The 25689-nt window shown below is 33.1% G+C and carries 31 protein-coding genes; all 31 read left to right on the top strand.

Features of this window, described 5'->3' with window-relative positions:
• Positions 1-42 precede the first annotated feature (42 nt).
• The 31 genes from ISU00_RS12325 to ISU00_RS12175 all read left to right on the top strand — a co-directional run bounded on the left by ISU00_RS12325 (position 43) and on the right by ISU00_RS12175 (position 25610).
• Positions 43-1110 (top strand): DUF6090 family protein, encoded by a 1068-nt coding sequence (locus ISU00_RS12325; protein ID WP_228850968.1) that lies wholly within the window; start codon positions 43-45, stop codon positions 1108-1110.
• Between the two features lie 2 nt (positions 1111-1112).
• Positions 1113-1943 carry a DUF6090 family protein gene (locus tag ISU00_RS12320; RefSeq protein WP_228850967.1) on the top strand — a complete coding sequence of 277 codons (831 nt, stop codon included), beginning with the start codon at positions 1113-1115 and terminating at the stop codon, positions 1941-1943.
• Between the two features lie 40 nt (positions 1944-1983).
• Entirely contained in the window at positions 1984-2685 is a 702-nt protein-coding gene (locus ISU00_RS12315) for a hypothetical protein (RefSeq protein WP_228850966.1), read from the top strand.
• 35 nt (positions 2686-2720) lie between these two features.
• Positions 2721-3416, top strand: a complete 696-nt coding sequence (locus ISU00_RS12310) for a DUF6090 family protein (RefSeq protein WP_228850965.1) — start codon at positions 2721-2723, stop codon at positions 3414-3416.
• A 1-nt stretch (position 3417) separates the two neighbouring features.
• Positions 3418-4158 carry a DUF6090 family protein gene (locus ISU00_RS12305; RefSeq protein ID WP_228850964.1) on the top strand — a complete coding sequence of 247 codons (741 nt, stop codon included), beginning with the start codon at positions 3418-3420 and terminating at the stop codon, positions 4156-4158.
• A 157-nt stretch (positions 4159-4315) separates the two neighbouring features.
• The gene (locus tag ISU00_RS12300) at positions 4316-5044 is read left to right on the top strand and encodes a DUF6090 family protein (RefSeq protein ID WP_228850963.1); all 729 of its coding nucleotides are present in this window, start codon (positions 4316-4318) and stop codon (positions 5042-5044) included.
• Complete coding sequence (locus ISU00_RS12295; RefSeq protein ID WP_228850962.1) at positions 5037-5786, top strand: DUF6090 family protein; 750 nt, start codon at positions 5037-5039, stop codon at positions 5784-5786. Before ISU00_RS12300 ends, ISU00_RS12295 begins: the two co-directional genes overlap by 8 nt.
• Entirely contained in the window at positions 5783-6526 is a 744-nt protein-coding gene (locus ISU00_RS12290; protein ID WP_228850961.1) for a DUF6090 family protein, read from the top strand. Before ISU00_RS12295 ends, ISU00_RS12290 begins: the two co-directional genes overlap by 4 nt.
• 2 nt (positions 6527-6528) lie before the next feature.
• On the top strand, positions 6529-7272 hold the full coding sequence (locus ISU00_RS12285) for a DUF6090 family protein (protein ID WP_228850960.1): 744 nt from the start codon (positions 6529-6531) through the stop codon (positions 7270-7272).
• Positions 7269-7985: a DUF6090 family protein gene (locus tag ISU00_RS12280; RefSeq protein WP_228850959.1), complete on the top strand. Its 717-nt coding sequence runs from the start codon at positions 7269-7271 to the stop codon at positions 7983-7985. Before ISU00_RS12285 ends, ISU00_RS12280 begins: the two co-directional genes overlap by 4 nt.
• 107 nt (positions 7986-8092) lie before the next feature.
• Positions 8093-8863: a DUF6090 family protein gene (locus ISU00_RS12275; RefSeq protein WP_228850958.1), complete on the top strand. Its 771-nt coding sequence runs from the start codon at positions 8093-8095 to the stop codon at positions 8861-8863.
• Between the two features lie 21 nt (positions 8864-8884).
• Complete coding sequence (locus ISU00_RS12270; RefSeq protein ID WP_228850957.1) at positions 8885-10753, top strand: potassium channel family protein; 1869 nt, start codon at positions 8885-8887, stop codon at positions 10751-10753.
• Between the two features lie 41 nt (positions 10754-10794).
• On the top strand, positions 10795-11484 hold the full coding sequence (locus ISU00_RS12265; RefSeq protein ID WP_317174302.1) for a DUF6090 family protein: 690 nt from the start codon (positions 10795-10797) through the stop codon (positions 11482-11484).
• 28 nt (positions 11485-11512) lie between these two features.
• Positions 11513-12238 (top strand): DUF6090 family protein, encoded by a 726-nt coding sequence (locus ISU00_RS12260; protein ID WP_228850955.1) that lies wholly within the window; start codon positions 11513-11515, stop codon positions 12236-12238.
• Positions 12239-12269: 31 nt separating this feature from the next.
• Positions 12270-12938 carry a DUF6090 family protein gene (locus ISU00_RS12255; protein WP_228850954.1) on the top strand — a complete coding sequence of 223 codons (669 nt, stop codon included), beginning with the start codon at positions 12270-12272 and terminating at the stop codon, positions 12936-12938.
• A gap of 41 nt (positions 12939-12979) precedes the next feature.
• Complete coding sequence (locus tag ISU00_RS12250) at positions 12980-13675, top strand: DUF6090 family protein (RefSeq protein WP_228850953.1); 696 nt, start codon at positions 12980-12982, stop codon at positions 13673-13675.
• A 31-nt stretch (positions 13676-13706) separates the two neighbouring features.
• Positions 13707-14435, top strand: a complete 729-nt coding sequence (locus tag ISU00_RS12245) for a DUF6090 family protein (protein ID WP_228850952.1) — start codon at positions 13707-13709, stop codon at positions 14433-14435.
• A 35-nt stretch (positions 14436-14470) separates the two neighbouring features.
• Positions 14471-15223 carry a DUF6090 family protein gene (locus tag ISU00_RS12240; RefSeq protein ID WP_228850951.1) on the top strand — a complete coding sequence of 251 codons (753 nt, stop codon included), beginning with the start codon at positions 14471-14473 and terminating at the stop codon, positions 15221-15223.
• 31 nt (positions 15224-15254) lie between these two features.
• Positions 15255-15932 carry a DUF6090 family protein gene (locus tag ISU00_RS12235; protein WP_228850950.1) on the top strand — a complete coding sequence of 226 codons (678 nt, stop codon included), beginning with the start codon at positions 15255-15257 and terminating at the stop codon, positions 15930-15932.
• A 160-nt stretch (positions 15933-16092) separates the two neighbouring features.
• On the top strand, positions 16093-16800 hold the full coding sequence (locus tag ISU00_RS12230) for a DUF6090 family protein (RefSeq protein WP_228850949.1): 708 nt from the start codon (positions 16093-16095) through the stop codon (positions 16798-16800).
• Positions 16801-16819: 19 nt separating this feature from the next.
• Positions 16820-17626 (top strand): DUF6090 family protein, encoded by an 807-nt coding sequence (locus ISU00_RS12225; protein ID WP_228850948.1) that lies wholly within the window; start codon positions 16820-16822, stop codon positions 17624-17626.
• Between the two features lie 124 nt (positions 17627-17750).
• Positions 17751-18893 (top strand): NAD-dependent epimerase/dehydratase family protein, encoded by a 1143-nt coding sequence (locus tag ISU00_RS12220; RefSeq protein ID WP_228850947.1) that lies wholly within the window; start codon positions 17751-17753, stop codon positions 18891-18893.
• A 41-nt stretch (positions 18894-18934) separates the two neighbouring features.
• Positions 18935-19636: a DUF6090 family protein gene (locus tag ISU00_RS12215; protein ID WP_228850946.1), complete on the top strand. Its 702-nt coding sequence runs from the start codon at positions 18935-18937 to the stop codon at positions 19634-19636.
• The gene (locus tag ISU00_RS12210) at positions 19633-20352 is read left to right on the top strand and encodes a DUF6090 family protein (RefSeq protein WP_228850945.1); all 720 of its coding nucleotides are present in this window, start codon (positions 19633-19635) and stop codon (positions 20350-20352) included. Before ISU00_RS12215 ends, ISU00_RS12210 begins: the two co-directional genes overlap by 4 nt.
• 35 nt (positions 20353-20387) lie before the next feature.
• Positions 20388-21188 carry a DUF6090 family protein gene (locus ISU00_RS12205; protein WP_228850944.1) on the top strand — a complete coding sequence of 267 codons (801 nt, stop codon included), beginning with the start codon at positions 20388-20390 and terminating at the stop codon, positions 21186-21188.
• 31 nt (positions 21189-21219) lie between these two features.
• Positions 21220-21921: a DUF6090 family protein gene (locus tag ISU00_RS12200; RefSeq protein WP_228850943.1), complete on the top strand. Its 702-nt coding sequence runs from the start codon at positions 21220-21222 to the stop codon at positions 21919-21921.
• Positions 21922-21965: 44 nt separating this feature from the next.
• A complete protein-coding gene (locus ISU00_RS12195) occupies positions 21966-22691 on the top strand; it encodes a DUF6090 family protein (RefSeq protein ID WP_228850942.1) in 726 nt (241 codons plus the stop codon).
• Positions 22692-22726: 35 nt separating this feature from the next.
• Positions 22727-23413: a DUF6090 family protein gene (locus ISU00_RS12190; protein WP_394368519.1), complete on the top strand. Its 687-nt coding sequence runs from the start codon at positions 22727-22729 to the stop codon at positions 23411-23413.
• Between the two features lie 35 nt (positions 23414-23448).
• Positions 23449-24153, top strand: a complete 705-nt coding sequence (locus ISU00_RS12185; protein WP_317174301.1) for a DUF6090 family protein — start codon at positions 23449-23451, stop codon at positions 24151-24153.
• Between the two features lie 42 nt (positions 24154-24195).
• Entirely contained in the window at positions 24196-24912 is a 717-nt protein-coding gene (locus ISU00_RS12180; RefSeq protein ID WP_228850939.1) for a DUF6090 family protein, read from the top strand.
• A gap of 35 nt (positions 24913-24947) precedes the next feature.
• Positions 24948-25610, top strand: coding sequence for a DUF6090 family protein (locus tag ISU00_RS12175; protein WP_228850938.1), 663 nt, complete (start codon positions 24948-24950; stop codon positions 25608-25610).
• Positions 25611-25689 lie beyond the last annotated feature (79 nt).

Genomic DNA, 25689 nt, shown 5'->3' with positions numbered 1-25689 from the left:
TCTCTCTATTAGTGCGAATTAACCGACTTTTAAATTGTATTGATGATTTCCTTTTTAAGAAAGCTAAGGCATCGCTTTTTGCAACAAAACCGTCTTACCCAATACATCATATACGCCCTAGGTGAAATTATTTTAGTGGTTATTGGTATTCTAATTGCTTTGCAAGTAAATAATTGGAATGTAGAGCGCATTAAAAATGAACGTTTCCTATTTGGACTAAAAGAACTTTATAAGGAAATTGAGGCCACTTATTACCAACAAAAAAGTATCTATGAGAAATCTAGATACCAGCTGGCCTTAATAGATAGTTTGATGCTTTATAAAGATGAAATCCCAGCAAACCGTATTCCTGCCATGCTACTTGTACTCGATCAATCGGGTATGGTTGAGGATCACGAAAATAATTGGATTAACCAATTTATAGAATTTGACCCTGCTTCACCGGAAAAAAATGAATTGGCTAAAGGGGTAATTAAATACCAAAACAGTTACAATTCTTATAGTCATAGCATCACATCTGTGAAAATGGAATATGCTATGCTAAATCATTTGAAAAGATATAACATTCCTGTATACCCCTTCCCTACTGGTACATCATACGAAAGGTTTATCTTTACTTATACCCAACTTTTTAATCCTCCAGACCTGAAAGCTAAAATCGATGCACTTTTACAAGATGATGCCTTTCTGGCAGATTTAATTACCATACAGGAAATTAAAAAAACAATAGGCCGATTTGTGGAAACCGTAGGATTAAATGGTGAATCTTTTCTTGATTATATTTCAACCTTCACACCAAATACAGATTATAGTTTTAAGAATATTGAAATAATCGGTAGCGCCACGGAATTTAAAAATTTTGGTGATGCCATCCCTATGCAAAAGGTATCTAAAGACGATTCTACCTGGGAAGTTGATCTTCCTCTAGAAGACGGCGAAATAAAATTTCGCACAGGGGCGGATTGGCTATTTGATTGGGGCCGAGGGGAATTTGATGAAAAAACCCTTTTATTTAAAGGTGGAAATATTTCGGTTAAAAAGGGTTTCTATCGAATTAGAGTTAATATTAAAGAAGATACCTATTCCCTTACACCTAAAAACCCAATCTAGACATGCTGAAAGTATTCAAAACCCTTAGGGGGAAATTATTAAACCAATCCAAATTTACAAGTTACATAGTTTACGCCCTTGGTGAAATTATTTTAGTGGTCATTGGTATTCTACTAGCACTTGAAATAAATAATTGGAACGAAAACCAAAAACTGCAACGGTTAGAGGTTAACTATTATGAAAATCTGCTGAGAGATCTTCAAAAAGATTCAATAGAATATTACTACAAAGAAAATAATGCCTTGAGAAATCAAGATAAGCTAACGAACATCCTCAATTTTATCGATGCTGACTATACTATTTCCAAAGCTAAAATTTCAGATGTCGAATGGGGAAGAGTAAACATTTTTAAGGACACTATGGCTTTGTACATTTCACTTTCACAATCTGGTTTTGTACAGTTCCCAAAGATTTATGAAAATACGATTTCCGATCTTCGGTCCACTGGAAACATAAAGCTGTTGCGTGATGAAAGCCTCAAAAATGCCTTGATTGAATATTACAATTTCGAAAAAATGTTTCAAGATTGGAATATTTCCTACATTCCTAACCGCACAGAAATTGATTTTATAATTAACCGAGTTTTACCTTTAGAGGCGAGAGTGGCTTATAATCATAGAAATGATAGTTTAATGTATGCAGGCTTGCGAATCAAGGATTCATACCCTGAATTTTTAACCGCAATTAAGAAGGAACCTGAATTGGAGGGCCTTGCCAAAGGCATGTACCATATACACTCCCGGATTATCAATCAATGTGATTCCCGTAATAGGGATTTATATCCTCTAATGGACAAGGTAAGACAAGAAATTAGCAGATTAAACTCTGAATAAAGTGGTTAGAATTTTTAAAAATTTAAGACAAAACTTTCTAATGAATAAACGGTTTACCAAATATATACTTTACGCTATTGGTGAAATTATACTTGTGGTAATAGGGATTCTAATAGCCATTCAACTTGATACTTGGAGAACCGAACGCAACAATCGTAATGTTGAACGCAACTATCTTCTAAACATGTTGGAAGAACTAAAAAGCGATAGTCTTTCTCACATAGGTGGTTGGGTAATGAGATACCCAGGCAAAATGGAGGGACTTAAAATTGCAAAGGACTTCTATTACGGTGAATATAAAATTTCTGATACTATTTCCTTTATGAATGCCATAGGAAAGGGCGGAATTGGAAGTGTTGGCAGTACCAGATTAGCCAATAGCACCTATCTAGATTTAGTTAGCACCGGAAATTTTGCACTTATACGTGATAAATCCCTGCGCCAACAGATTTCATATTATTACACCTATTTAGATTTTATTCTAGATTATTTGAACAGGCTTAGATCAGAATACCCAAAAAGATTAAATTCCTTCAGACCTTTTGATCCTGGAGACCCTGGAAGTTTTGATAAAAGAGATGTAACCCTATTTTATGAATCTATTCAAAAACCGGATATGATAGAACTTATCAACCAAGAACTTACCTATGGATATTCTGCAAATTTACGTTACAATGACAGTTATGAAATATGTATTAAACTATCAGATTCCATTAGGTCTTATTTAAAAAGAACCGAATAATGAAACTGTTTCGGAACATCCGTCAATCCTTAATCATGGAAAATAAAAATTACAAATACCTAAAATATGCCATAGGAGAAATTATTCTAGTCGTCATTGGTATTTTGATTGCTCTTCAAATAAATAACTGGAATGAAAACAAACATGAAAATAAGCGGCGTGAAATTTTAATGACGGAGCTCAGAAAGGACTTCTTATTCAATAAAGAACAGCTAGACTATGTATACAATGGCATCCATGAATCGATGACGAGCTCTAAAAAAATCATCGATATGTTCCCAATTAACGAGGAGACCAATTTGGATTCTTTATCCTTTTTATTGAGCAAGGGAAATGTATTTAGTTGGTACACTTTCAACCCTAGAAATGGAACCGTTAATAGCCTAATAAATACTTCATCATTTGAAATTATTGATAATCAAGAACTAAGAACACTTTTGGTTGGTTGGGAAGATGCCGTTAGCGATTATTCAGAGGACGAGATATTAGCAAACGAATTTCTCGCAAACCAACTAAATCCCTTCACTTTTAAGAATTTTGACTATGACTTCGACTTCAATAATTCAAAAAACGACTTATCTGTATTGCAGAATCTTGAATTTGAAAATTTAATAAAGGAACGACACAATACATTACGCTACATTGTAGAAGCGGGTGACAGAAACGATTACATTGTTCTAAAGGATATTATTAATAGGGTTTTAGAACTTACATCAAAAAATAACAATTAGCATGGGATTTCTGTTTAGGAAATTGCGTTTTGAAAATATCAAATATGCCAAGTCTTATAAATACTTTAAATACGCGATTGGAGAGATTATTCTAGTTGTTATTGGTATTTTAATTGCACTGCAGGTAAACAATTGGAATGAAGACAGAAAATCCAACAGAAGAGAAATATTGCTCCTAAAAAATGTATTGGGCAGTTTAGAGCGAGACTCCATCTTAATAGAGGATATTGATTCTAAAATCACTTCCATACAATACCTAAACAAATCCATTGAAAACTACTTAGTAAGCAATATAACTGAAGATAGTATTACGAAGCTCGAATATATTAGAAGGGCTCTTGTTTTTAGCCCGGTTACAAAAATTAATCACCCTGAATTATCAAATGAAGTGAGCCATCTCGACTTAAAAACTACTATACGAGCTTATTACCAGTCTATCGATAATCTTCAATTTACTATCACACATTTTAATGAATTTCAAGAGACTGTATTAAGACCGGCATTACGCGAAGGTTTTGCACATAATTATAGTTTCAGGTATAACGATGAGATTAAAACACCTCAAAACGTCGAAAACCTAATAAATAAGGAAAAATTCTTGGAACTAATAAAGGATCCTAAATTTCAACAAATTTTGTTTGAATGGAAAGTAAAAGCCATGGCTATAGGGTTTGTACTGGATTCCATCAAAATTGAAAATCTTGAATTCCAAAAAGAAGTTGTAAAAATATTGCAACCGTAACCCTAGGTTTTTTGCCTAATGTAGGAATATTCGAATATTATTCCGAAATTCCAATTCCAATAGCACTTACTCCCCAGTTTAGTTGATAGCATAAACCCCAAATTTATTAGCTATACCCACATTTGTCCGTGGTAACTAACCAACCTTTTGCTTCATAATGATCCACGTATTCCAAAGGCTAAGACGTCGTTTTTTAGACAACAACCGTTTTTCCAAATATCTATTGTACGCCATAGGAGAAATACTTCTGGTCGTTATCGGAATTTTAATAGCCTTGCAGGTAAATAATTGGAATGAGGGTCGTAAAGAGAAACATCTCTTAAATGATCACTTTTTGGCCATTATCTCAAATGTCAAATCTGATATCCAACAATTAGAAAAAGACGCAATTTTAAGAGATAGTCTAAGAGCAACAAATATTAAGGCTCGCAATCAGATCAAGGAGGGCCTTTTCGATATTGAAACATTAACTAATTCCTCAAGATTCTTTTTCGAGTTTTATTTCACCCCTAACAAAAGTGGATACGAAGCTTTAAAAAATTCGGGTTATATGGGCAAGATTACAAATACTAGAATTGATTCATTATTACATGGGTATTACGTTGGATTAGATAATCTGAGGGAGCGTGAAATAAGCTTCAATGTATTCATAGAAAATGTGGAATATGATTACCGCACCAAATTTTCTCCTTTACGCATATCGTTACTTATGGGAAAAGACTCATTGACGCAAATTGAAAAAAATGAACTATTAGAGAGTTATAAATCTAACTATTTCCAAGCGGGCATTCTCAGAACCTCAAGGCAAGGAACATCTTTGTACTACAGGCTTATTGAAAACGGTAAAGAATTGATTAAGGAATTAGAAAACAACTTCAATGAGTAGATTCTTTAATAAAATAAGGAAAACAATATTGGATTCTGGTCAAATGAAAAAATATAGCATTTATGCTTTGGGAGAGATCATCTTAGTCGTTATAGGCATTTTGATTGCGCTCCAAATAAATAATTGGAATGAAACTGAAAAGGCTAAAGCGAAGGAAGTTGAATCCCTGAAAAATTTGGTCCAAGATCTCAAGTTTGATTTAATCTCCTTTGAAAGAAACAAACAAACAATTACCGACATAGCAAAATCGTACCATCAATTGTACGAAATTGGAGTTAAGAATATCGATACCATTAAAATAAACACCCCCAATAATATCAGAAGATTACCATATTATAATCCGATCATAACTGATAAAAATCCATTGACAATTGGTGTTATTTCAAACGAAACCATAAAACAAGAAATTTTGAATTACTTCCGGGCCATGGTAGATATGAACGATAGCTATGGAGAATTCGAATATGTTATCCAAAGGAGATTACGCATCTTTTTAAGTGATAAACAAGTCCATGATTTACCGGGATGGTTTGAGAATAAGGACATGAGGTACAAAAGCGGGATATATAAAAATTTTATTAAAGCAGAAGATTTGGTAAAACTGTCAAAAACACCAGAGTTCCAGCAATTACTTCTGGAGGCTTCTATAAAGGCAGAAGAATCACTCATGGCACTAAACGCTCTTATGGAACAAAACAAAAAACTCATTGCCTCGATAGAAAACTCATTGCCAGAAAAATGATCAAATTCTTCAGACATATCCGAGAACGGTTAATTATGGAAAACAAAACCTTTAAATACTTTAAATACGCCATTGGGGAAATTATTTTGGTAGTCATTGGTATTTTAATAGCTCTTCAGGTGAACAATTGGAATGAGGAACAACGAGAAATTAAGCAAGGTGAACTCATTAAAAAGAATATCCATCAAGAATTTATCAAAAACCAAAAATTGCTTCAAGAATCAAAAAGGCTTAATGAGGAAGCATTAAATGCCAATCAATTATTAATTAATCTGGTAGGTGCGGAAAGACCGGAGTTGGCCAAATATAATCTAGACAGCCTCATTAACTCGTCTTTAATGGCTGAGACCTACCTCCCAACTAGTAACGCATTGCAAGACATAACGCAATCTGGTCGAATGAATTTACTTCAAGACGACGAGCTGAAAAATACAATATTGGATTGGAATGCCGCTCTAGACTTGTTTCGGGAATACAATCACTTACAATCCAATTGGTATAACAACCAATATTTCCCTTATATAATGCCAACAGTTTCTTTTAGGCAAATGGATATTTATAACAAGAAACCATGGGCCGGCAAGAGCAAATTAACTACAGATTATTATTCGATATTTCATGACATAAAATTTGAAAACCTCATGGAGAATAATTTGTATCTCATAGACTATATGCTCACCAAACTTAGGGACATAGAGAAATATCAGAAGAAAATCATTGAATTAACTAAACAGAAGTAGATATGCTCCGTTTATTTAAAAATAGTCGGTTAAGGTTGACATCCGGAAATAATGGAATGCGATATTTCAAATATGCCATTGGGGAAATTGTGTTAGTTGTTATTGGAATTTTGATAGCACTTAGCATCAATAATTGGAACCAATCCCGTTTAGACAAAAAGCAATCTATAGAGTACCATCAGCGGCTTATTGAAGATATGGACCGTGTTATAGAACGCAGCAATACACTCCTTGAAAGGGCAAATAGCACCTTAACATCAATCGTTAATTCTGTTGCTGTTCTTGAAAAAGGTAAAATTGAAACACCCAAGGAAAAGGCCGATCTAGACTATGCATTGGTATGGTTTTCACGATTCAACTATCAAACCCCCGATCTCTCTACTCTGGAAGAAATGAAAAGCAATGGAGACCTAAATCTTATTTATGATGTTAAACTAAGGAAACGAATTGTAGACTTTAACGGATACCTCTACACAGTTGCCGCGATTTACGACAACCTCGGAATGATTGTCCATGGCGACCTTTCCTATTTCGACAAGTTTATGAGGTCCTACATAAACCTAGAAAACTTGGATGTTAATTTCAATTATGACTTCGACCAAATGGTATCAGATCCCGAATTTATTAACCGTTTTTCCCGATTAGCAACGCATTGGAGAGGTAGTTCTTATTTCGCCGGGCAAGTAGAACGAGATGCGGTTAAATTAAAGGAAGAAATCCAAAACGAATTAGAAAAATTAAAATGATCAAATTCCTTAGAAACATACGCCGAAATTTATTGAGTCATGGTAAAACCTTTAACTATTTAAAATACGCCATTGGAGAAATTATTTTGGTTATGATAGGAATCCTTTTGGCTCTTCAGGTAAATAATTGGAATGAAAACAGAAAGATGAGGGCTTTTGAAAAGGAGATCTTAACCCTTATAGACCAGAACCTCTCCAGAGATTCGATTTTGTTGTCCATGGAGCGTTTAAAATGTTATGAAGGAATAACCTATACAGATAAATTATTAGAACAAGTAGCCCTAGCAAATTATAGTGATACCTTGAACGTTTGGATGGGGAAAATTATATCATTTGAAAGGTTTAAATCACAGTCAAGTGCATTTGAAGTATTAAAATCTAAAGGCTTTGAAAGCATATCTGACAATGAGCTTCGACTTGCATTGATTTCCTATTACGATGAAAGTCTTTTTAAACTTTATGAGAGTTTAAATGATGTTTTGCAATCTTTCAATACCGACTGGATTCCACTAATAAAAGAAGAATTTACCGATTTTAAATGGACAGAATATTGCATCCCTGTGAATGCAAAAGATTTATTTGATAAACCCTCAACCATTGTATTGTTTAAACTGTTCAAAGACAACAGAGCCGGTGAATTACGAAAAATGGACAGCTCCCTTGCCGAAATCCATCATATTCGAAATTTAATCAGAACCCATAAAAATGAATAAACTCGCTCATAACCAAAACAACAAATTGCAAAGGCCAAATCAAAAATTCGGCGGACCCTTATTTGCAAAAGCTGCTTTAAAGCTATCCAAATCTTATTACGGCAACTATGATCAAGTTTTTTAGAGGGATAAGACAACAATTAGTCATGGAAAACAAAACATCCAAATACCTTAAATATGCAATTGGAGAAATTTTATTGGTTGTCATTGGGATTTTGATTGCGCTTCAAATCAATAATTGGAATGAAGATAGAAAGCTCCGAAATACCGAACATTACTATTTGAAAGAACTCAAATCGGAATTCAAAAAAAATCTTAAGGAAATAAACAAGGTAATGGCAAGAAATAACGCTAACCTTGAAAACGCTCTACTACTTGCTAATTATTTAGCTTCCGACTCTATTACATTATCAAATTATGATTTTGATAAACATTTGTTTAAGTCAATCGTTACAGAAATTCAGTATAGACCCTCCCCTGGCACCTTAAACGAAATTCTTAATTCTGGTAAACTTGAAATAATATCGAATAAAACCCTACGCACAAAACTCTCTTCATGGGAGGCCGTACTGCTGAAAGTTAGGTTCCAAGAATTAGAACATGCTACACCAAGGCTAAAACTATTAGACCTTACTTATGCACAAGGTAATTTCAGGGAAGGTTATGCAGCTACTACCAATAAGACCCTTGATTTAAAACCCCGTTCCTCAAGTATACATAACAAAAAAGTTTTTAGAACAGATCAAGAATTCGATAATTTAATGTCTGTTTTTTATTTATCTGGACAGGCTTTAAATAATAATTATTACGAAGAATTAAAAGAGAAAATCGAAGGGATATTGGAATTGGTCGATTCAGAATTAAAGATCTATGATTAATTTTTTTAGAAACATGCGTAAATGAAATCTCAACCAACCATCCTAATACTATTCTTACTTCTACCAATAATCTGTTATTCACAGGAAACGTCCTTTAAAGAATACTCCTATTCCCAGTTTTTTGAGATGATTGAAGCTGAACAGGACAGTATTTTTAAACTAAAGGATGCCATCATTAAATACAATGGCAAAACCGATTCCTTGCGTACGACATACAAGGCCTCCTTTCAAGACCCAATTCCTATCCACAATCCAGAAGAAAAGTATATAATAGATAAGGTTATTGATCTGGAGAATGTGCATTTTACAACTAAATTTCAAAGAAGAGTAAAGGATTCTATTGACAGCTCGAATATTTTTTTCAGATCCGGTGCCCTTATAAATCTCCATTTTAAGAAAAGAGTTTTTTTTAGGAATGTAGCGGGATCGAGTATTTTTAATTGTGTTTTTGACGATGCCTTTTTTCTAGGGTATGGTGAACTATGTAATTATGATAGAGACTTCTGGAATAGAAAAGACATTAACATTCAAAGGAATCCTGACATCGGTAAAAATATCTTCGATAAGGGCATCTCATTCGCTTCTGGTCGTTGTCCTAAAAATGATGAAATAGGGCTTGGATTATCCATTTTTAAAAATAGAATTTACTCTCCCAAAACCACTTTCGGTGAAACAAATTATGGCACAAGAATTAATTCAGACAACCTATCGCATTTCGTAATAAATGAAAATACTTTTACAGGTGAAGGAACAGTTGGATTTTATGCCGAAAATTATGAAACCTATACCTTGGTTAAAAACAGTTATGAAAGTCCCAAAACTGAAATTGCCTTAACGGGTGAACACGATGCTTTAGTTATAAAAGAAAATAGCTTTAAAAGAGGTGTTTCACTTTCTTTAAATAATATCAAATCTTCCGATTTAATTGAATGGAAGCAATTTAAAAACAATATTATTTCATTTAACGCCTTTCAAAATTATGTGAGCCTTCTACCTGATGAGGAGTATTATGAAACTTTTACGGACTCTTTTACAACTTTATACAAGGAAAAACTCCGCTATCAAAATGCCGAAATTTATGGAGGAGAAGCTGCTCTTAGAGGAGTATTATATAAGCATTACCGAGAAAATTTTGATATGGTAAGTGCTAATGAGGTCTTTATGAATCTTAAGGATTTTGAGACACAACGCCTGGAGTATATATTCAATTCAAACCCATCCTTTGATACCTTCTTTACCTGGAAAGTCAATCAGTTTTTAAAGGAGTTCTCTAACTATGGCACCAAACCTTCAAAGGCCATTACCTTTTCCGTGTATGTAATTTTCTTTTTTGCAATTATTTATTTGTTTTTTCCAAATTCTTGGGATCGGCATGGCCGGAAACGCATTTTAAATCGTTATTCTTTTTTTATTAAGTATATGAGAAGGGACATGGGGATCCATGAAGTATATCTAGAAGATATGCAACCTGAGCTATTGGAGTACGAAGAATACAAAAACCTTGTTCAAAGCTCAGATAAAGCTATTCCCAAATTTTTTTCCATAACAGCACTTCCTATGTATAGATGGGCAGTATCAGGAACCAAACTCTACGCCTCTTTTTTAAGAAAGATAGACATCATGAAAGGAACATGGCAAGAATTGCCTTCACATAAACGTTTTGGAAAATCTATCCTATTAACGGGAGCTTTTTTCATCTCCCTAATTTATGATCTTTTTATCAAGGTGTTAAACGCTTTAATGCTTTCCATCAACACTTTTACTACGCTTGGTTTTGGGGAAATCCCCATTAAAGGCCTACCTCGCTACTTGGCAATTATACAAGGGTTTATTGGCTGGTTTATGTTGACGATATTCTCAGTATCACTCATTTCTCAATTGCTGAATTAACCATGATTAAATTTTTTAGGAACATACGCCAAACCTTGCTTATGGAAAATAAAACATCTAAATACATAAAATATGCAATCGGCGAAATTTCACTTGTCGTTATAGGTATATTGATTGCCCTTCAAATAAACAATTGGAATGAAGAACGGAAACTGAAGCTGAATGATCTTCAGCTATGTAAGGAATTGTTGAATGATGCCTTGGCAGACTCAATATTTTTTCAATCGAGACTTGTAGGATTAAATCAATTAAAAACGGCAGCTCGTTACATTCTTGAAAAACCCGAACTACGAAAACCCGATTCGATTATTTTAGAAATAGCGAATGAGGCCAATGGATTTTTCACCTATAGGGGATTCCGTTATTTATCAACTGTGGTAAGCAATGGAAAAAGCTACATGCAAGAGTTACAATCTAAATCGGTCATAAATGCATTAAGGCGTTATAATTTACAATATGATTATGTGGCGGGTTCTATACAACGATTGAATGCTTTAAATGAAAAGGAATTGAATCCCTTGCAAAAAAAGCATATGAATGATTTTATACTTTTAAAGGAAAACCCAAACCTAGAAACCTTAAATATGATGTACGATGATGAGGAGGTACAAAAATCCATCTTTCTTATCAATGATTATATAAATGACACTCTAAATCACCTTAATATCCTTCAATTAGATAATAGAGCTTTGATTGAAGCGCTGAGAGAACGGATTAAAAATGACTTGTAGACTATAGGCTGTTATTAGTTAAATATAAATGATCAAATTTTTTAGAAACATACGTCAGTCATTAATTATGGAGAAAAATACCGCCAAATACTTAAAATATGCAATAGGTGAAATCGTATTGGTAGTTATCGGAATCCTTATTGCCCTTCAAATAAACAATTGGAATGAGTTTAGAAAAGAACGGAATTTAGAACTCAATTTACTTGAAGGAGTTTTAAAAAGTGTAGTTTCAGACACGTCTAGGTTGAGTAATGAAATGACTCGTTTTAATGAATTGTTAGAATACGCCGATTATATAAAAATCAAATTTGATGATGGCAGTGCCTATGAGAAAAAACTCGATACAGCCTTCGCGCAAATTGCAATAAGCCACCTTTATACCCCAGATTATACCGCTTTTGATAGGATAACTAGTGTAGGAGTAGATATCATCAAAAACGATAGTTTAAGAAACTTAATGGTGCATTATTACGATACTTCTAGGCATTTATCTTTTGTTGAAACCTATTTTGAAAACTCTAAATATTACAGACAGCATATTTTCCCAAAATATTTTAAATCCTATAAATATGGACGAGAAGTTATCCCTGTGGATTATAATTCACTTAAAGAAAGTTCTGAGTTCAGGGTTGCTTTGGATTATAGCATAAATGATGCAAAATATTTTAAAAATTGGGCCCTACACCGTAGAGATGATGCAAAAAAATTAATCGCATTACTGAACGAAAATCTTAATCAATTACCTCATGATTAAATTTTTTAGGAACATACGCCAAACCTTGCTTATGGAAAATAAAACCTCTAATTATCTCACCTATGCCTTTGGTGAAATTGTATTAGTCGTTGTTGGTATTTTAATCGCCTTAGCCATCAATAACTGGAACGAAGAACGACAAATAGAACTTGGGCAAACACAATTTCTAAAAAGTCTAAAAGAAGACTTATCCAATGATCTAACACAGTTAAATAAGATAATTGAGTATCAAACCGGAAAATTAAAAACCGTTTCAGCATTACAAAAAGAGCTTCAAACCACCAAAAATTTTGGAAAAATTGAAACCTTGTTTACCCAATCACAATATGCTTCTAACGATACGTTTTTCGCTAACACTGGTACCTATACTACCTCCATTTCATCAGGTGCCATAGCTAATTTAACACCAGAGGCCTTAAAAATTGCAATTACAACTTTATACGAACGCTTTTATTACCGACTCACCTATAACGGAGAAGTTTACGACGACCGAACAAATGAAGTTGCCTTTAAACGAGGGGAATTTTATAATAAGATTGATAAAAAGTTGGTCAATCCTGAAGTTCTCAACTCTAGTGGATTTGCAAACTTAATTACAGTTTTACTGCACGATAATAACACCTATGTCGATTTAGCAAACCAAACACAAAGAGAAATTCTTAAAGTTTTAGAATTAATAAACCAAAGACTTAAGGAGTAGAAATGTTTAAGCTCTTTCGAAATATCCGTCAAACACTTCTCATGGAAAACAAAACATCCAAATACCTTAAATATGCCATTGGTGAAATTATTCTTGTTGTCATTGGAATTTTGATTGCGCTTCAAATAAATAATTGGAATGAAGATCGAAAGGATATTAAGAGGGAAAGCGGATTATTAACTTATGCTTTGGAAACTTTAAAAACAGACTCTCTCAGTATAGACAGCATAATTACAAGAACTGATAGGATTTTGAAGGTGCACGAGAACCTTATAAGGCTATCTAAAAAAGAAATTCTCCCAAAAGCTGTTGGCAATATAGATTTAATTAGAGCTTCAGAACCTAATGTACTTATAACAAAGAAAAATAGCCCGAATTTACCAAATGAAGTAAAGAAACTAGAGCTAAAAAAAGTGATTTTGGATTATTTTCTTGCCACCGAGTGGCTAGAATATACGATTCTAAATAATAATGCAATTATAGAACAATCGGTTAGGCCCTTCTTGGCTGAGAAAAAATTATTGAATTATGGAAACCAAATTCAAACAGATTTAACCCGATTGAATCTAATAAACGATGAGAAGTTTTTTGAGGCCTTTAAAGAGGACGACATACAACAAATTTTATTTGAGGCGGGTTTGAAGTTAAATATTATGAGAATGAATGCCCAACGAACATTAGAGAAGAATTACAATGTGCAAATGGCAGTAAAATCTTACCTAAAACAGAATGATTAAATTTTTCAGAAACATCCGTCAAACCTTGATTATGGAAAACAAGACATCCAAATACCTGAAATATGCCATTGGTGAAATTTTCCTAGTTGTGATTGGAATTTTAATCGCACTACAAATAAATAATTGGAATGAGCAACGTAAGGAAAGAAATCGAGAACAGGCTATTTTGAAGAACCTTCAAAACGAGTTCAAGGCAAATATCAACAATGTGAATGAAGCCTACAGCAGTTTTTATGAAGCTTATGAAGCCTCTTTACTTCTCCTGGAAATTATTAGTACTGATGAGGCAATTAATCCTGTATTGGTGGAGCAATTAATCGACGATATCATCAACAAAACGAAATCGCTTGATATCATCACCGGCTCAATTGATGAAATGCTCAATACTGGTTCTTTCAACTTGATCAGAAATCCCGATTTGAGAAAACAATTGTCTAATTGGTCGTTCTATAAAACCGATACGGAAGATGACATTGTTATTTATAGAGACTATTTATTCGACTTCTTTATTCCTTCATTAACCAATAAAGTTCAGTTGAGGAATATGAAAATTCCTGATTTTTTTGAGGACAACCTACAGTTAACCAAAATTTCAAAGTCTAATTTCAAAATTGATTATAACAAGACTATCAGGACGATCGAATTTGAAAATCAAGTTTATAATAATGCCTTAAATTATATGTATGCACTTAATTCATATGTCGTGTTCAAAAACTATTTAGAGAATACTGTAAAACTTATCGAAGCCAATATTAAATGATTAAATTCTTCCGTCAAATACGCCAATCCTTAGTTATGGAAAACAAAACCTCCAAATACCTTAAATATGCAATTGGCGAAATTTTCCTAGTTGTCATTGGGATTTTAATCGCACTACAAATAAATAATTGGAATGAAGACCGCATAGTGCGCTTAGAAGAACAAAAAATATTGAACCAATTAAAAAATGAATACCAACAGAATCTGGAACAATTAGATGAAAAAATCTATATGCGCGATAAAATGACCCTAGCAAGCACTGGTATTCTACACTATATCGACAACCCCGAAGAATATATTAAGGATAGTCTCTTGTATTATATGTTTAGACTAACTCAAGAACCCACTTTCGATCCTATACAGAACGACTTGGTAGTTTCTGGTAAATTAAGAATAATTAAAAATGATAGCTTGGCAATGATGCTTTCAAATTGGACCTCAGATGCTTATCAGGTACAAGAGTTGGAACGTAGTTGGCAAGAAATACGCAGGGATTTTATTTTGCCCCTCTTTATGACAAAAGATTTTGCGAGAAGTACAGTGTCTTACCTTCTTACAAATGGTTACACCCCAGATCATGCCTTAGATGATGATGTTTCCTTAGTTTATAACATTGAAATGAATGAGTTGGACCTTCTTAAGTCCTTAAAAGATAATACGATCGATTTTCAAAGTGCCGCCAGCACCTGTATTCTGTACAATAAAATTATCAACAGTCAGTCTTACGCCCTAAGAAACCGAATTATTAAAATTTTGAACCTGATAGATTCAGAAATTATAAATGATTAAATTTTTTAGAAATATTCGTCAAACCCTAATCATGCAAAACAATACATCTAAGTACCTAAAATATGCCATTGGCGAGATTTTCTTGGTAGTTATTGGGATTTTAATCGCCTTACAAATAAATAACCTAAATGAGCAGAGAAAAATTAATACCCAAGAAAAAAAATTGCTTGCCGAGTTAGCTAATAATTTAGATGAAAACTTAACCCTATTTGAAGAGTTTATTACCATTCAAACTGAAAGAATTCATCTTGCCGATAGCATTCTAAATCATTTTAAAAATAATACTGCAACGGAGTCATTGAGTAAAATTTTTTCTCCTCTAATTTGGAATGATAATTTAAATCTGTCTTTTTCAACATTCGAAACCATTAAAACTATTGGCTTTGATCTTATTAAAAATGACCAGATTAGGCGTGACATCATCGAACTATTTGAAGTTACTTATCCAGTCAGGTTAAATGCAATAACAAATACAGGGTCTAGCACTCAAAACATATACAATGAATGGTATTTTAAATATGGTCATGTTAGAGACAGAATTTTTAATTCCACCCAGTATAGAGGTGACGAAAACTACCAATCTATTGAAAATCTTATTCGATTTAGGAGTGGATGGAAGTCATCTATGATTGCTAATTGCATACGTGATATGGAGGAAACAAAAGCATTAAAACAGAATATTGAAAATTATTTAGAAGAAAGTGAATAAAAAAATAACTTTAACTGGTTTAGCTTCAATTGTTTTTAATGCGTGGAGAGAACCCTAATAATTATCGAAACCAAATGCTAATTATTACATAAATAGATTATTTCAATACCACAACCAAAAAATGATCAAATTTTTCCGTCAACTACGCCATTCTTTAATTATGGAAAACAAAACATCTAAATATTTAAAGTATGCCGTTGGTGAAATTGTATTAGTGGTGATCGGGATATTGATTGCTCTTCAAATAAACAATTGGAATGAAGTAAAGAAGTTAGAAGCAAAAACGCAAGAGTACTATGGGCAGTTATTAGACGATTTAAACAAGGATGTCAGTTTTGCGCATCAAATTATTGGAAAATTTAACAACTACTTAAATGATCTTACGACCTATACCAATTCATATTATCAAAATTCTGTACTTACACCTGAAGAGGCCTATAAACAAATCTCTGAGCTTCCGGTCTTATCCACCTCATTTACGTTCAACTCTAGTACTATAGAAACACTCCAAAACAGTGGTGATATCAGTCTAATTCCATCAGAAATAAGAAACCGATTAATCGATTTAAAACGTCAACAAGAGCTCACAATTATTAGGGCCAATTATACAAACGAAGGCAAAAACGCCATCATTCAAAACTTAAACCCTTTGCTAGGGTCCACAACCTTGATCGATAGGCTTAAGCATCAGCCAAAAATGAAAGAATTTTTGAAAATAGATGAAAATTTGAGAGAGGTACTTTTGGTCTATGAGGGAGTACATCGATGGAAGAGTGTGTCCGAACAAGAATCCGTATCTAATTTTCAAGATATGCTAAAGGAAATTGACACCATTATGAGGTTAATTAATACAGAATTAAAAGAATAATTGCAATTCAGAACTTTCAATGATAAAATTCTTTCGTCATATCCGTCAAAACCTAATTATTGAAAACAAAACATCTAAATATCTAAAGTATGCCGTTGGCGAAATTGTATTAGTGGTGATCGGGATATTGATTGCTCTTCAAATAAACAATTGGAATGAAGAAAGAAAGCAAAACAAACAAGAGATTATTTTTCTTCAAAATTTAAGGGATGACTTAATCACCCAAATCGAATCACAGGATATCTACATCAGTTTTGAATCTATTATTATTAAAAACCCCAAAGACATAATGTTGCATTATGAGCTTAATAAAGGGTTTAAAAACATGGATAGCATTTATCCAAAATTGAATGACTTAAGCGTTAGGTGGACATTTGTAAATTCCAACACTACTCTTCTAGAACTTATAAACTCAGGTGACATAAACATAATTAGCAACAAATCCTTAAAAAAAGAGCTCATTGAGTTTAATGAAATTGTAAAACGATTTGCCAGCAATACCATTAACAATAACACCAATTTAATTGACAATTATATAGTTCCAAATATTATCAACAACAGTGATTATGCTGCAACAGGCTATTCAAAGGAAATGAAAGAACAATTTCAAAAATACTTCCCAATGGGTTTTTTGCAATTGGATCAATTCAATCACAAGGAACTCGTTGATGCTAATTTAAACGAACCAAACAAAAGGCTTATGATGATAAACAATGTTGTTTTTAGAAGTGGCATGGCTAGTATGCAAAAAAGTGGCAATGAGACTCTAAAAGAAAAAGCAGTGCAACTGAAAAACCTTATCAATGAGGAATTAAATCGAAGATAAATTTATTAGTAACCAAGGACAAGCAATGCTAACAGAATTAAAATAAGCCTTAAAACAATAGACCTTATTTTAAAAATCTATGAATTGAATCTAACCCATTCAAAATTGTATAATACCGAACCATATGAAAAACAGCAGACGAAAATTCCTGGGAATGGGACTTGCCGCAGGTCTCACACCTCTACTAAGAGCCAATCCACTTAACTTACTTGCAGTAACTGAAAGTACCGAGAAACTAAGAATACTTATTCTGGGTGGTACCAGTTTCCTTGGCCCACATCAAATAGCCTATGCTTTAGAACGAGGTCATAAAGTAACCATATTCACAAGGGGTAAAACAGTACCGAAGTTCCATAAAAAACTATTTTCAAAAGTTGAAAAATTGGTTGGCGATAGGGAGGATAATTTGGAAGCGCTGAAAAACAGAACCTGGGATGTAGTCCTAGACAATTCAGGTCGTAAGGCTAAATGGACTGAGGATACTGCAAAGATTTTAAAGGATAAAGTCTCCTTATATCTCTATACCTCTTCCATCAGTGTTTATTATCCATATACGGGTACTGATTTCTCCGAAACCAGATCAATGGTGACTGAAATTCCAAAAAATGCAGATGAAAATGAAAAGGCGAACTACGAATTTGGGGTAATGAAAGCCAATTCTGAATTGGCTGCCATCCGAAACTTTGGGGCTAACAGAACCATCCTTGTAAGGCCAACACTCATTGTAGGACCTGGTGATACAACGGACAGGTTTCCGTATTGGGTGGCCAGAATCGAAAAGGGTGGCAATATCATCATTCCGGGAAAAGCAGATGAAGTAGTCCAATATATTGACGTGAGGGACTTGGCGGCATTTATGATTCATTTGGCTGAAAACAAAATAACCGGTGCATTTAATGCTTCCGGACCAGGGTTTGCCATGACAACTGCGGCCTTTGTTCATGGCATTCATGCTAGCTTTAATTCACCCGTGAATTATATTCAAATTGATGATCTTGAATTTTTAAGGGAGAATGGAATCATAGCCATTCAACCATGGGTGATTCAGTTACCAGAATATATGGGAATGTCTAAGAGTGATAACAGCAAGGCCATTGCGGCTGGACTAACGTTTAGACCGTTATCTAAAACTGTTGAGGCGACCAAAGAATGGTGGTATTCTGAAGCAGTATCCCAAGATCGACGTGATTCTATTTTAAACAATGAAAATTCCTTTATTCAAAAGGAAGAACAAATTTTGGAAAAATGGCGATCTAGAAAAAACTAATAATGATTAAGTTTTTCAGAACCATTCGTCAATCTCACATTATGGAAAATAAAACTTCCAAATACATAAAATATGCCGTTGGAGAAATTGTCTTAGTTGTCATTGGTATTTTGATTGCTTTACAAATCAATAATTGGAATGAAAGCAGAAAAGCCAATCTACTCCAAAATAAATTGCTAACCGAACTGTCAAAATCGTTGGAGGGCAATTGCAATGTCATGGTCCAAGATTCCTTAAAGAGAGTTTCATGGAATACCTCTAGCGATATAATAATATCGTTCATAGAACATGATGGAATCTATTCCGATTCTTTGAACCTACATTTCCAAAATGCTCGAAAACCAGGGACAAACCTAGCCTTATCCTCGGCAGGATATGAAGGTTTAAAAAATGCAGGTTTCAACATAGTTTCCTCAGATATTTTAAGAAACAATATCATAGAATTGTTTGAATTATCGCAGAAGAGTTTACTCGAGGAAATGACTTACTTTGAATCATTTCAACCAGATCGACAAACCCTGATTGACGAACTTTTCAGTTATGACGAATTGAAATTTGATCCCAACCAACCATTCGACATTCCCTTAATACCACATGATCATAATGCTTTAAAATACGATACAACCTATTTATCAATGATAAAGTCCGTGAAAGTACAGCGAAGTATTATTGGCGTTCTTCTAAATAAGAATTTAAAGGAGTCCCAAAGAGTGCTTCGCTTGATTAAACAAGAATTAGAATGATGAAATTCTTTAAAAATATACGTCAATCGTTAATCATGGAAAACAAAACTTCTCGCTATTTAAAATATGCAATTGGTGAAATTGTACTCGTAGTTGTAGGTATTTTAATAGCCTTACAAATTAACAATTGGAATGAGCATCGAAAAGAAAATGCTTTTGAAGCCAAAATGCTTATCGAATTACAAAACGGACTTTCTCAAAATATCCAGCAACTAAATAGGGCCGTTAGAGTAAATAAAGGAGCTATCACTTCTTGCGAAGTAATATTACAACACCTAGAAAATAATTTACCATATAATGATTCTCTCGATATTCATTTCTCGAAATCACTAGAGTGGTTCTATCCTTCTATTAATAACGCCTCTTATGAAAGCTTGAAGGAATATGGAATGCAATTAATTAAAAATGATTCTATAAAAGATGGGTTGAGAGGTGCATACGATATACAATGGTTGACAATTTTAAGCAATCGGCAAGAATTATATTTTTATAATACAGTCTCTCCTGCTTTGTCAACTTTGTTTGAGTCCTATGATTTTCGTGGTCCTATGCATCCAATAAACTATGATGCTTTAAAAACAAACAACACTTACAAACATATTTTAAGGACCCTGATTGCCAATAGAAAAGCCCAAATATTCTATTTTGGAGGATTTGCTAATAGCAGAAAAAACCTGATGGAAATGATAGATAAAGAAATAAAAAAATCAAAATGATCAAATTCTTCCGAAATATCCGGCAATCGTTAATCATGGAAAACAAAACTTCTCGCTATTTAAAATATGCAATTGGTGAAATAGTATTGGTTGTAATAGGAATTTTATTAGCCTTACAAATCAATATCTGGAACCAAGAGCGAAAACGCAAACAATTGGAACATGTATTACTTGAACAGCTAAAATCGGAAGTTCTTACAGTTTACGGAGATATGTATACAGATTATAATGTTTTGAGCCAAGGTCGAAACAGTCATTTTAATATAATGGATTATTTAGATGGTAAAATTGATTACAATGATAGCCTGGCTTTTGACTTTCATTTCGTAACCCAAGATGAATATATTTATCCAAAGGAAGCGGTATATAGCAGAATAAAAGAAGAAGGTCTGGATATTATTGAAAACGACACCATACGTAACCTAGTACAATCTTTATTTGAATCTCTTTTTCCACGCTTAAGCAAGGGCAATAGCTTTACACCGGATATTACAGAGACCTTCAACTCTTATTATTTAGAACATTTTAAACTTAATAGCGATTATACATTTCAATACAATAAGGTTTATGACAATGATACTGTGAGCGGAAGAATATTTCGGGATGAAGATAAGTATCCAATAACATTCGAAGAAAATGGCGTTAAAAGATATTATACGATGGGCTATTTACCATTAGATAATCAGTCGCTTAGAGAAGACCATAAATTTAGGCAGTTGCTTTACCAAACATTTCGTTATCGTAATTACAAACAATCGCGCTACAGGTCGGCTAAAGAGGTTATTAAAATGCTTACTCAACTAATCGACAAAGAATTAGATATACAGCATGATTAAATTCTTTAGACAAATCCGGCAATCGTTAATTATGGAAGACAAAAACGCTAAATATTTAAAATATGCTATAGGTGAAATAGTCTTAGTTGTTATTGGGATTTTAATCGCTCTACAAATTAACAATTGGAATGAGCATCGCAAAAATCAAATTACAAAACAGGTCTATCTTAAAAGTCTGATAGCTGAATTAAAAACTAATCTTGAAACATACATTAACGTACAAAACGGTTATGACAATCGCATTGCTTCATTTGACCATTTGTTTAATACAATAAACACAGTAGATGCTAACAAAGACAGTATTAAGTCAGCATTTAATAAGGCAGCGACATTTATTGGAATTACGATGATGAATAAAACTGCGTTTGATGAATTAATAAATTCCCAAAATTTTCAAGTTTTCGAAAAAGATCTTCGAGACAAAATATTGAACTATTACAATGAATTACATGATAAGATTGAAAGAATAAATATAGAGCTAGACGAACTTCGGGAATTAAGATTAGAGATGTATAAAAGTATGGATATTGCTTATGAATCTGGTTACAAAAACAAGGAAAACGTGGAAATAAGTGATTGGAAATCCAATCCTGATTCACCTCAATTTTTAAAAGCTACCAATTTTTTTGCAAGTCGAAAAAATATGCTTAGATATACTAGAAAGATGTTTGATGACTTAAGTGTAGAATCTGAAAAATTGATTGCTGAATTTGAAAAACACCTCAAGAATTAAATGAAATGATCAAATTCTTCCGTCAAATACGTCAAAGTTTAATTATGGAAAACAAAACCTCCAAGTATCTTAAATACGCCATTGGGGAAATTTTTCTGGTAGTAATAGGAATTATTATCGCCTTACAAATCAACAATTGGAATGAACAAAGAAAGTTAAAGTTTGATGAACAGGAAGCCTTGGTAAACATTAAAGAGGATTTCACATATAACAAAAAATTGTTACTTGATGTGATAAACGAGTCGGAAGAAACCATGCAATCGAGTTTGGTTATGCTTAATTATACCGGCAAAAAGCCTAAACCAGAAAGGGAACAATATTTTGACAGTTTAGTGAACAAAGTGATCACCTCGCCCTACTATTATCCAAGAAATGGGTTTTTGGATGACCTTATCAATTCAGGTAACTTGAGTATATTCAGAAGTGTTGATTTAAGAAATAGACTTTCTTCATGGAAACCTTTGATTGATAGGGTTCAAGCGAGATACGTTGGTTTAAGGGATTATCAGGATGGTCTTATCAATTACATTATTGAACATGGAAGTTGGCTAAACGCAGATGCCATGATGACGTTTGAAAGAGACATCGAGTTCCCTGAGTCGGGTTTCGATGTTGATAACCGAACAATGTTGTTGGATTTGAAGTTCGAAAATATGATTGAAAATAATGCCATTTATTTAGACAATTACAGGGGTGAACTTATAAATGCCCAGAAATTATTGGATAGCATACTTGCATTAATTGATGGACAAATGGGCACAACCCAATGATCAAATTTTTTCGACATATACGTCAAACCTTAATTATGGAAAATAAAACCTCCAAATATTTAAAATACGCCATTGGTGAAATTTTTCTGGTTGTTATAGGGATTTTGATTGCTCTTCAAATCAACAATTTGAATGAAGAACGAAAAGAATTTAATAAATCTAAGATCTATCGTAACAAGATTATTAATGATCTAATTGCCGACACTTTAAACGTAAATAATTTAATCAAATTTTGCAGTGAGATGGAAATGGAAGGAGAACATTATTTTTCCTATTTCAATCAAGGAAATATTGAAGTTGATAAATTAATTGATAGTTCAAATCAGGTGAATTTGGATTTTATGAGATATTTCCCTGTAAACTATACCTATTTGGACATGCAATCTTCAGGTAATTCCAATTTACTGAATGATAAGCAGAAACATGCACTGTTTGAGCTGTTTGAAACCCAAGATCAAATACAAATAATAATTGAAAAAAGCATTGTAAGAACTCTAAATCAAATGGATTTAAGGGATAAGGTTTTAGGATATCCTGATGATTTCTATACCAAAATTGGCCTAGTTGTAAGCAAAGAGGAAAAAGCAAAATGGTTGTTACACCAACATTTAAATTTTAGCACCAGACTTGGAATGTATGGTTATATCATACGATTTGGTAAAACTATAAAAGAACAGTCTAAGGAAGCTATTTTATTATTAAAAGATAATTCGGATTTATGATAAAATTCTTCCGAAACATCCGCCAAAATTTAATTATGGAAAACAAAAACGCTAAATATTTAAAATATGCCATAGGTGAAATAGTACTCGTTGTCATCGGTATTTTAATCGCTTTGCAGGTTAATAATTGGAACGAGAATAGAAAAATTCTAAAACAGGAAAAGGCGACAATTGCCAACCTTAAATTCGAATTTGAAAAGAACCTTGCAGATCTTGAAGGCCATATTAAAATCATCCAAAGTATCATTTCGGCCGGTAATACCTTATTAGAACATACTGGTCCCAATTATGAAAATGGCACCCTAAAAAATGTGGATAGTTTAATTAGTCTTACCCAGAGAATGTCCATTTGGGATCCAAGTCTTTACACCTTAAGTGATATTAAGAATTCCGGAAAATTATCCAATCTCTCCAATGAAGAATTAAAAGTCTATTTAATTGAGTGGGAAAGTTTTTATAGTAATTTATTGGATTGGGGAGATTTTTACACACAACGGGGAACAACTTATTTTGAATATTTAGTGGAAAATGCGAATTACAGAAACCTTAATTCAAATAGGTCAGCGCAATTACGCTCATCTAAATTCGAAGGATCTAATCAAAAATTACTAAGGATGGTTTCATTCGAAAATAGTTTAACAGATTGTGTATTTAGAAATAACTTTATTCTTGGCTTCTATAAAGAAGCTAAGGTTAAACTAACAACAATTATTGACCTGTGTGAAACCTACGAAGAGTAATTTGGTCTTAGGTTCCGCACTTTCCAAAGGAAGGTTTTAAACATGATAAAATTCTTCAGAAATATTCGTCAGACGTTACTAATGGAAAACAAAACCTCCAAATATCTTAAATACGCCATTGGGGAAATAATCCTAGTAGTTATCGGTATTTTAATTGCCTTGCAGATTAACAATTGGAATACCGATCGCCAATTAAACAAACAAGAGCAGGTCATTCTCAACCTATTAAAATCAGAGTTCACCTATAACAAGCACGAACTCAATAGAAATATTGAAAAGGCCGGTCGACTTAAAAATAGAGCTGATAGCTTACTAACTTTTTTTAATTCAGATCCAACACAATTAAATCAAAATGATTTAACATATAAAACCTTAGGACTAACTGCATATTCCACCTACGACCCATCTAATGGCGCACTTAATAATCTTATAAGTTCAGGGCAACTTAATTTGATAAAAAATGACAGCTTACGGCTAATACTTTCTAAATGGTCTGGAGAAGTTCAAGATGTAAAAGAGGACGAAAGTCGCCTTATGAAATATGGAGACACTTTTCTAGAACCCATCAGATTAAAATATTTGAATTATAAATCTGGTAGTACTTTTGACAGGAATCCTTTAGATATTCTAAAAAATCCGGAATTTGAAAATGTGGTTTTCAGAATATACAGAGGAGTCAATTATATCATCGAAAACTATGAGCTACTTGGCCACGAAATTGACCGAATATTAAGTATGGTTGACCAAGAATTGAGATGATAAGCTTTTTTAGAAATATCCGTCAATCATCACTTATGGAACCCAAAACATCTAAATACCTTAAATACGCCCTTGGGGAAATTATCTTGGTGGTCCTTGGTATTTTGATTGCATTACAGGTAAATAACTGGAATGAAACACGAAAAAACGATGCCCTCCAAAGACAGATTTTAGAACAAATCAAAATCAATTTATTGGAGGATAAAGCCAACCTTGAAGGAATTAAACAAAATGGATTAAAGGCAATGGCCTCAATAGATAACATCCTAGACAACAAAATTACTAGGAAATATCCGGACAGTATAAAATATTGGCTAGGGAATATCATCCAATTTGATCGTTTTCAACCTTTAACCAATGCCTATGAAGTGTTGAAGTCTAAAGGATTGGATATTATAGAAAATAAATATCTTGTTTTTTTACTAGGTCGGTTTTACGATGATAAGGCAACACATATTATAAAAGCCGTTGGAGATATAGAAAATGTTTTTGGCGACTATTGGCTAGAATTTCTTGAAAAGAATATGGTCAGCTTTAAATTCAAAGAGTTTGTGAAGTTAAGGGATGCTTCCATATTCCAAAATGATTTAGAAAAAAAGAATTTCCTAAAACTAACCCAAGATAATTACCTCGGCAGTACTATTTATTTAAATGAGGGCATTCAACTTATTGACCAAATCTTAATCCATATTCCTTAAACCAAAAAAAGCGAATTAATTAGAGGGAATTTTTGCTTAAAACCAACCCTTGATTGGATTAACATTCCAATTTAATTAA

Source organism: Aegicerativicinus sediminis, assembly GCF_015476115.1.
GTDB classification, from domain to species: Bacteria; Bacteroidota; Bacteroidia; order Flavobacteriales; family Flavobacteriaceae; genus Aegicerativicinus; species Aegicerativicinus sediminis.
The sequence above is the reverse complement of the archived record's forward strand: the minus strand, read 5'-3'. Positions and strand labels throughout refer to the sequence as shown.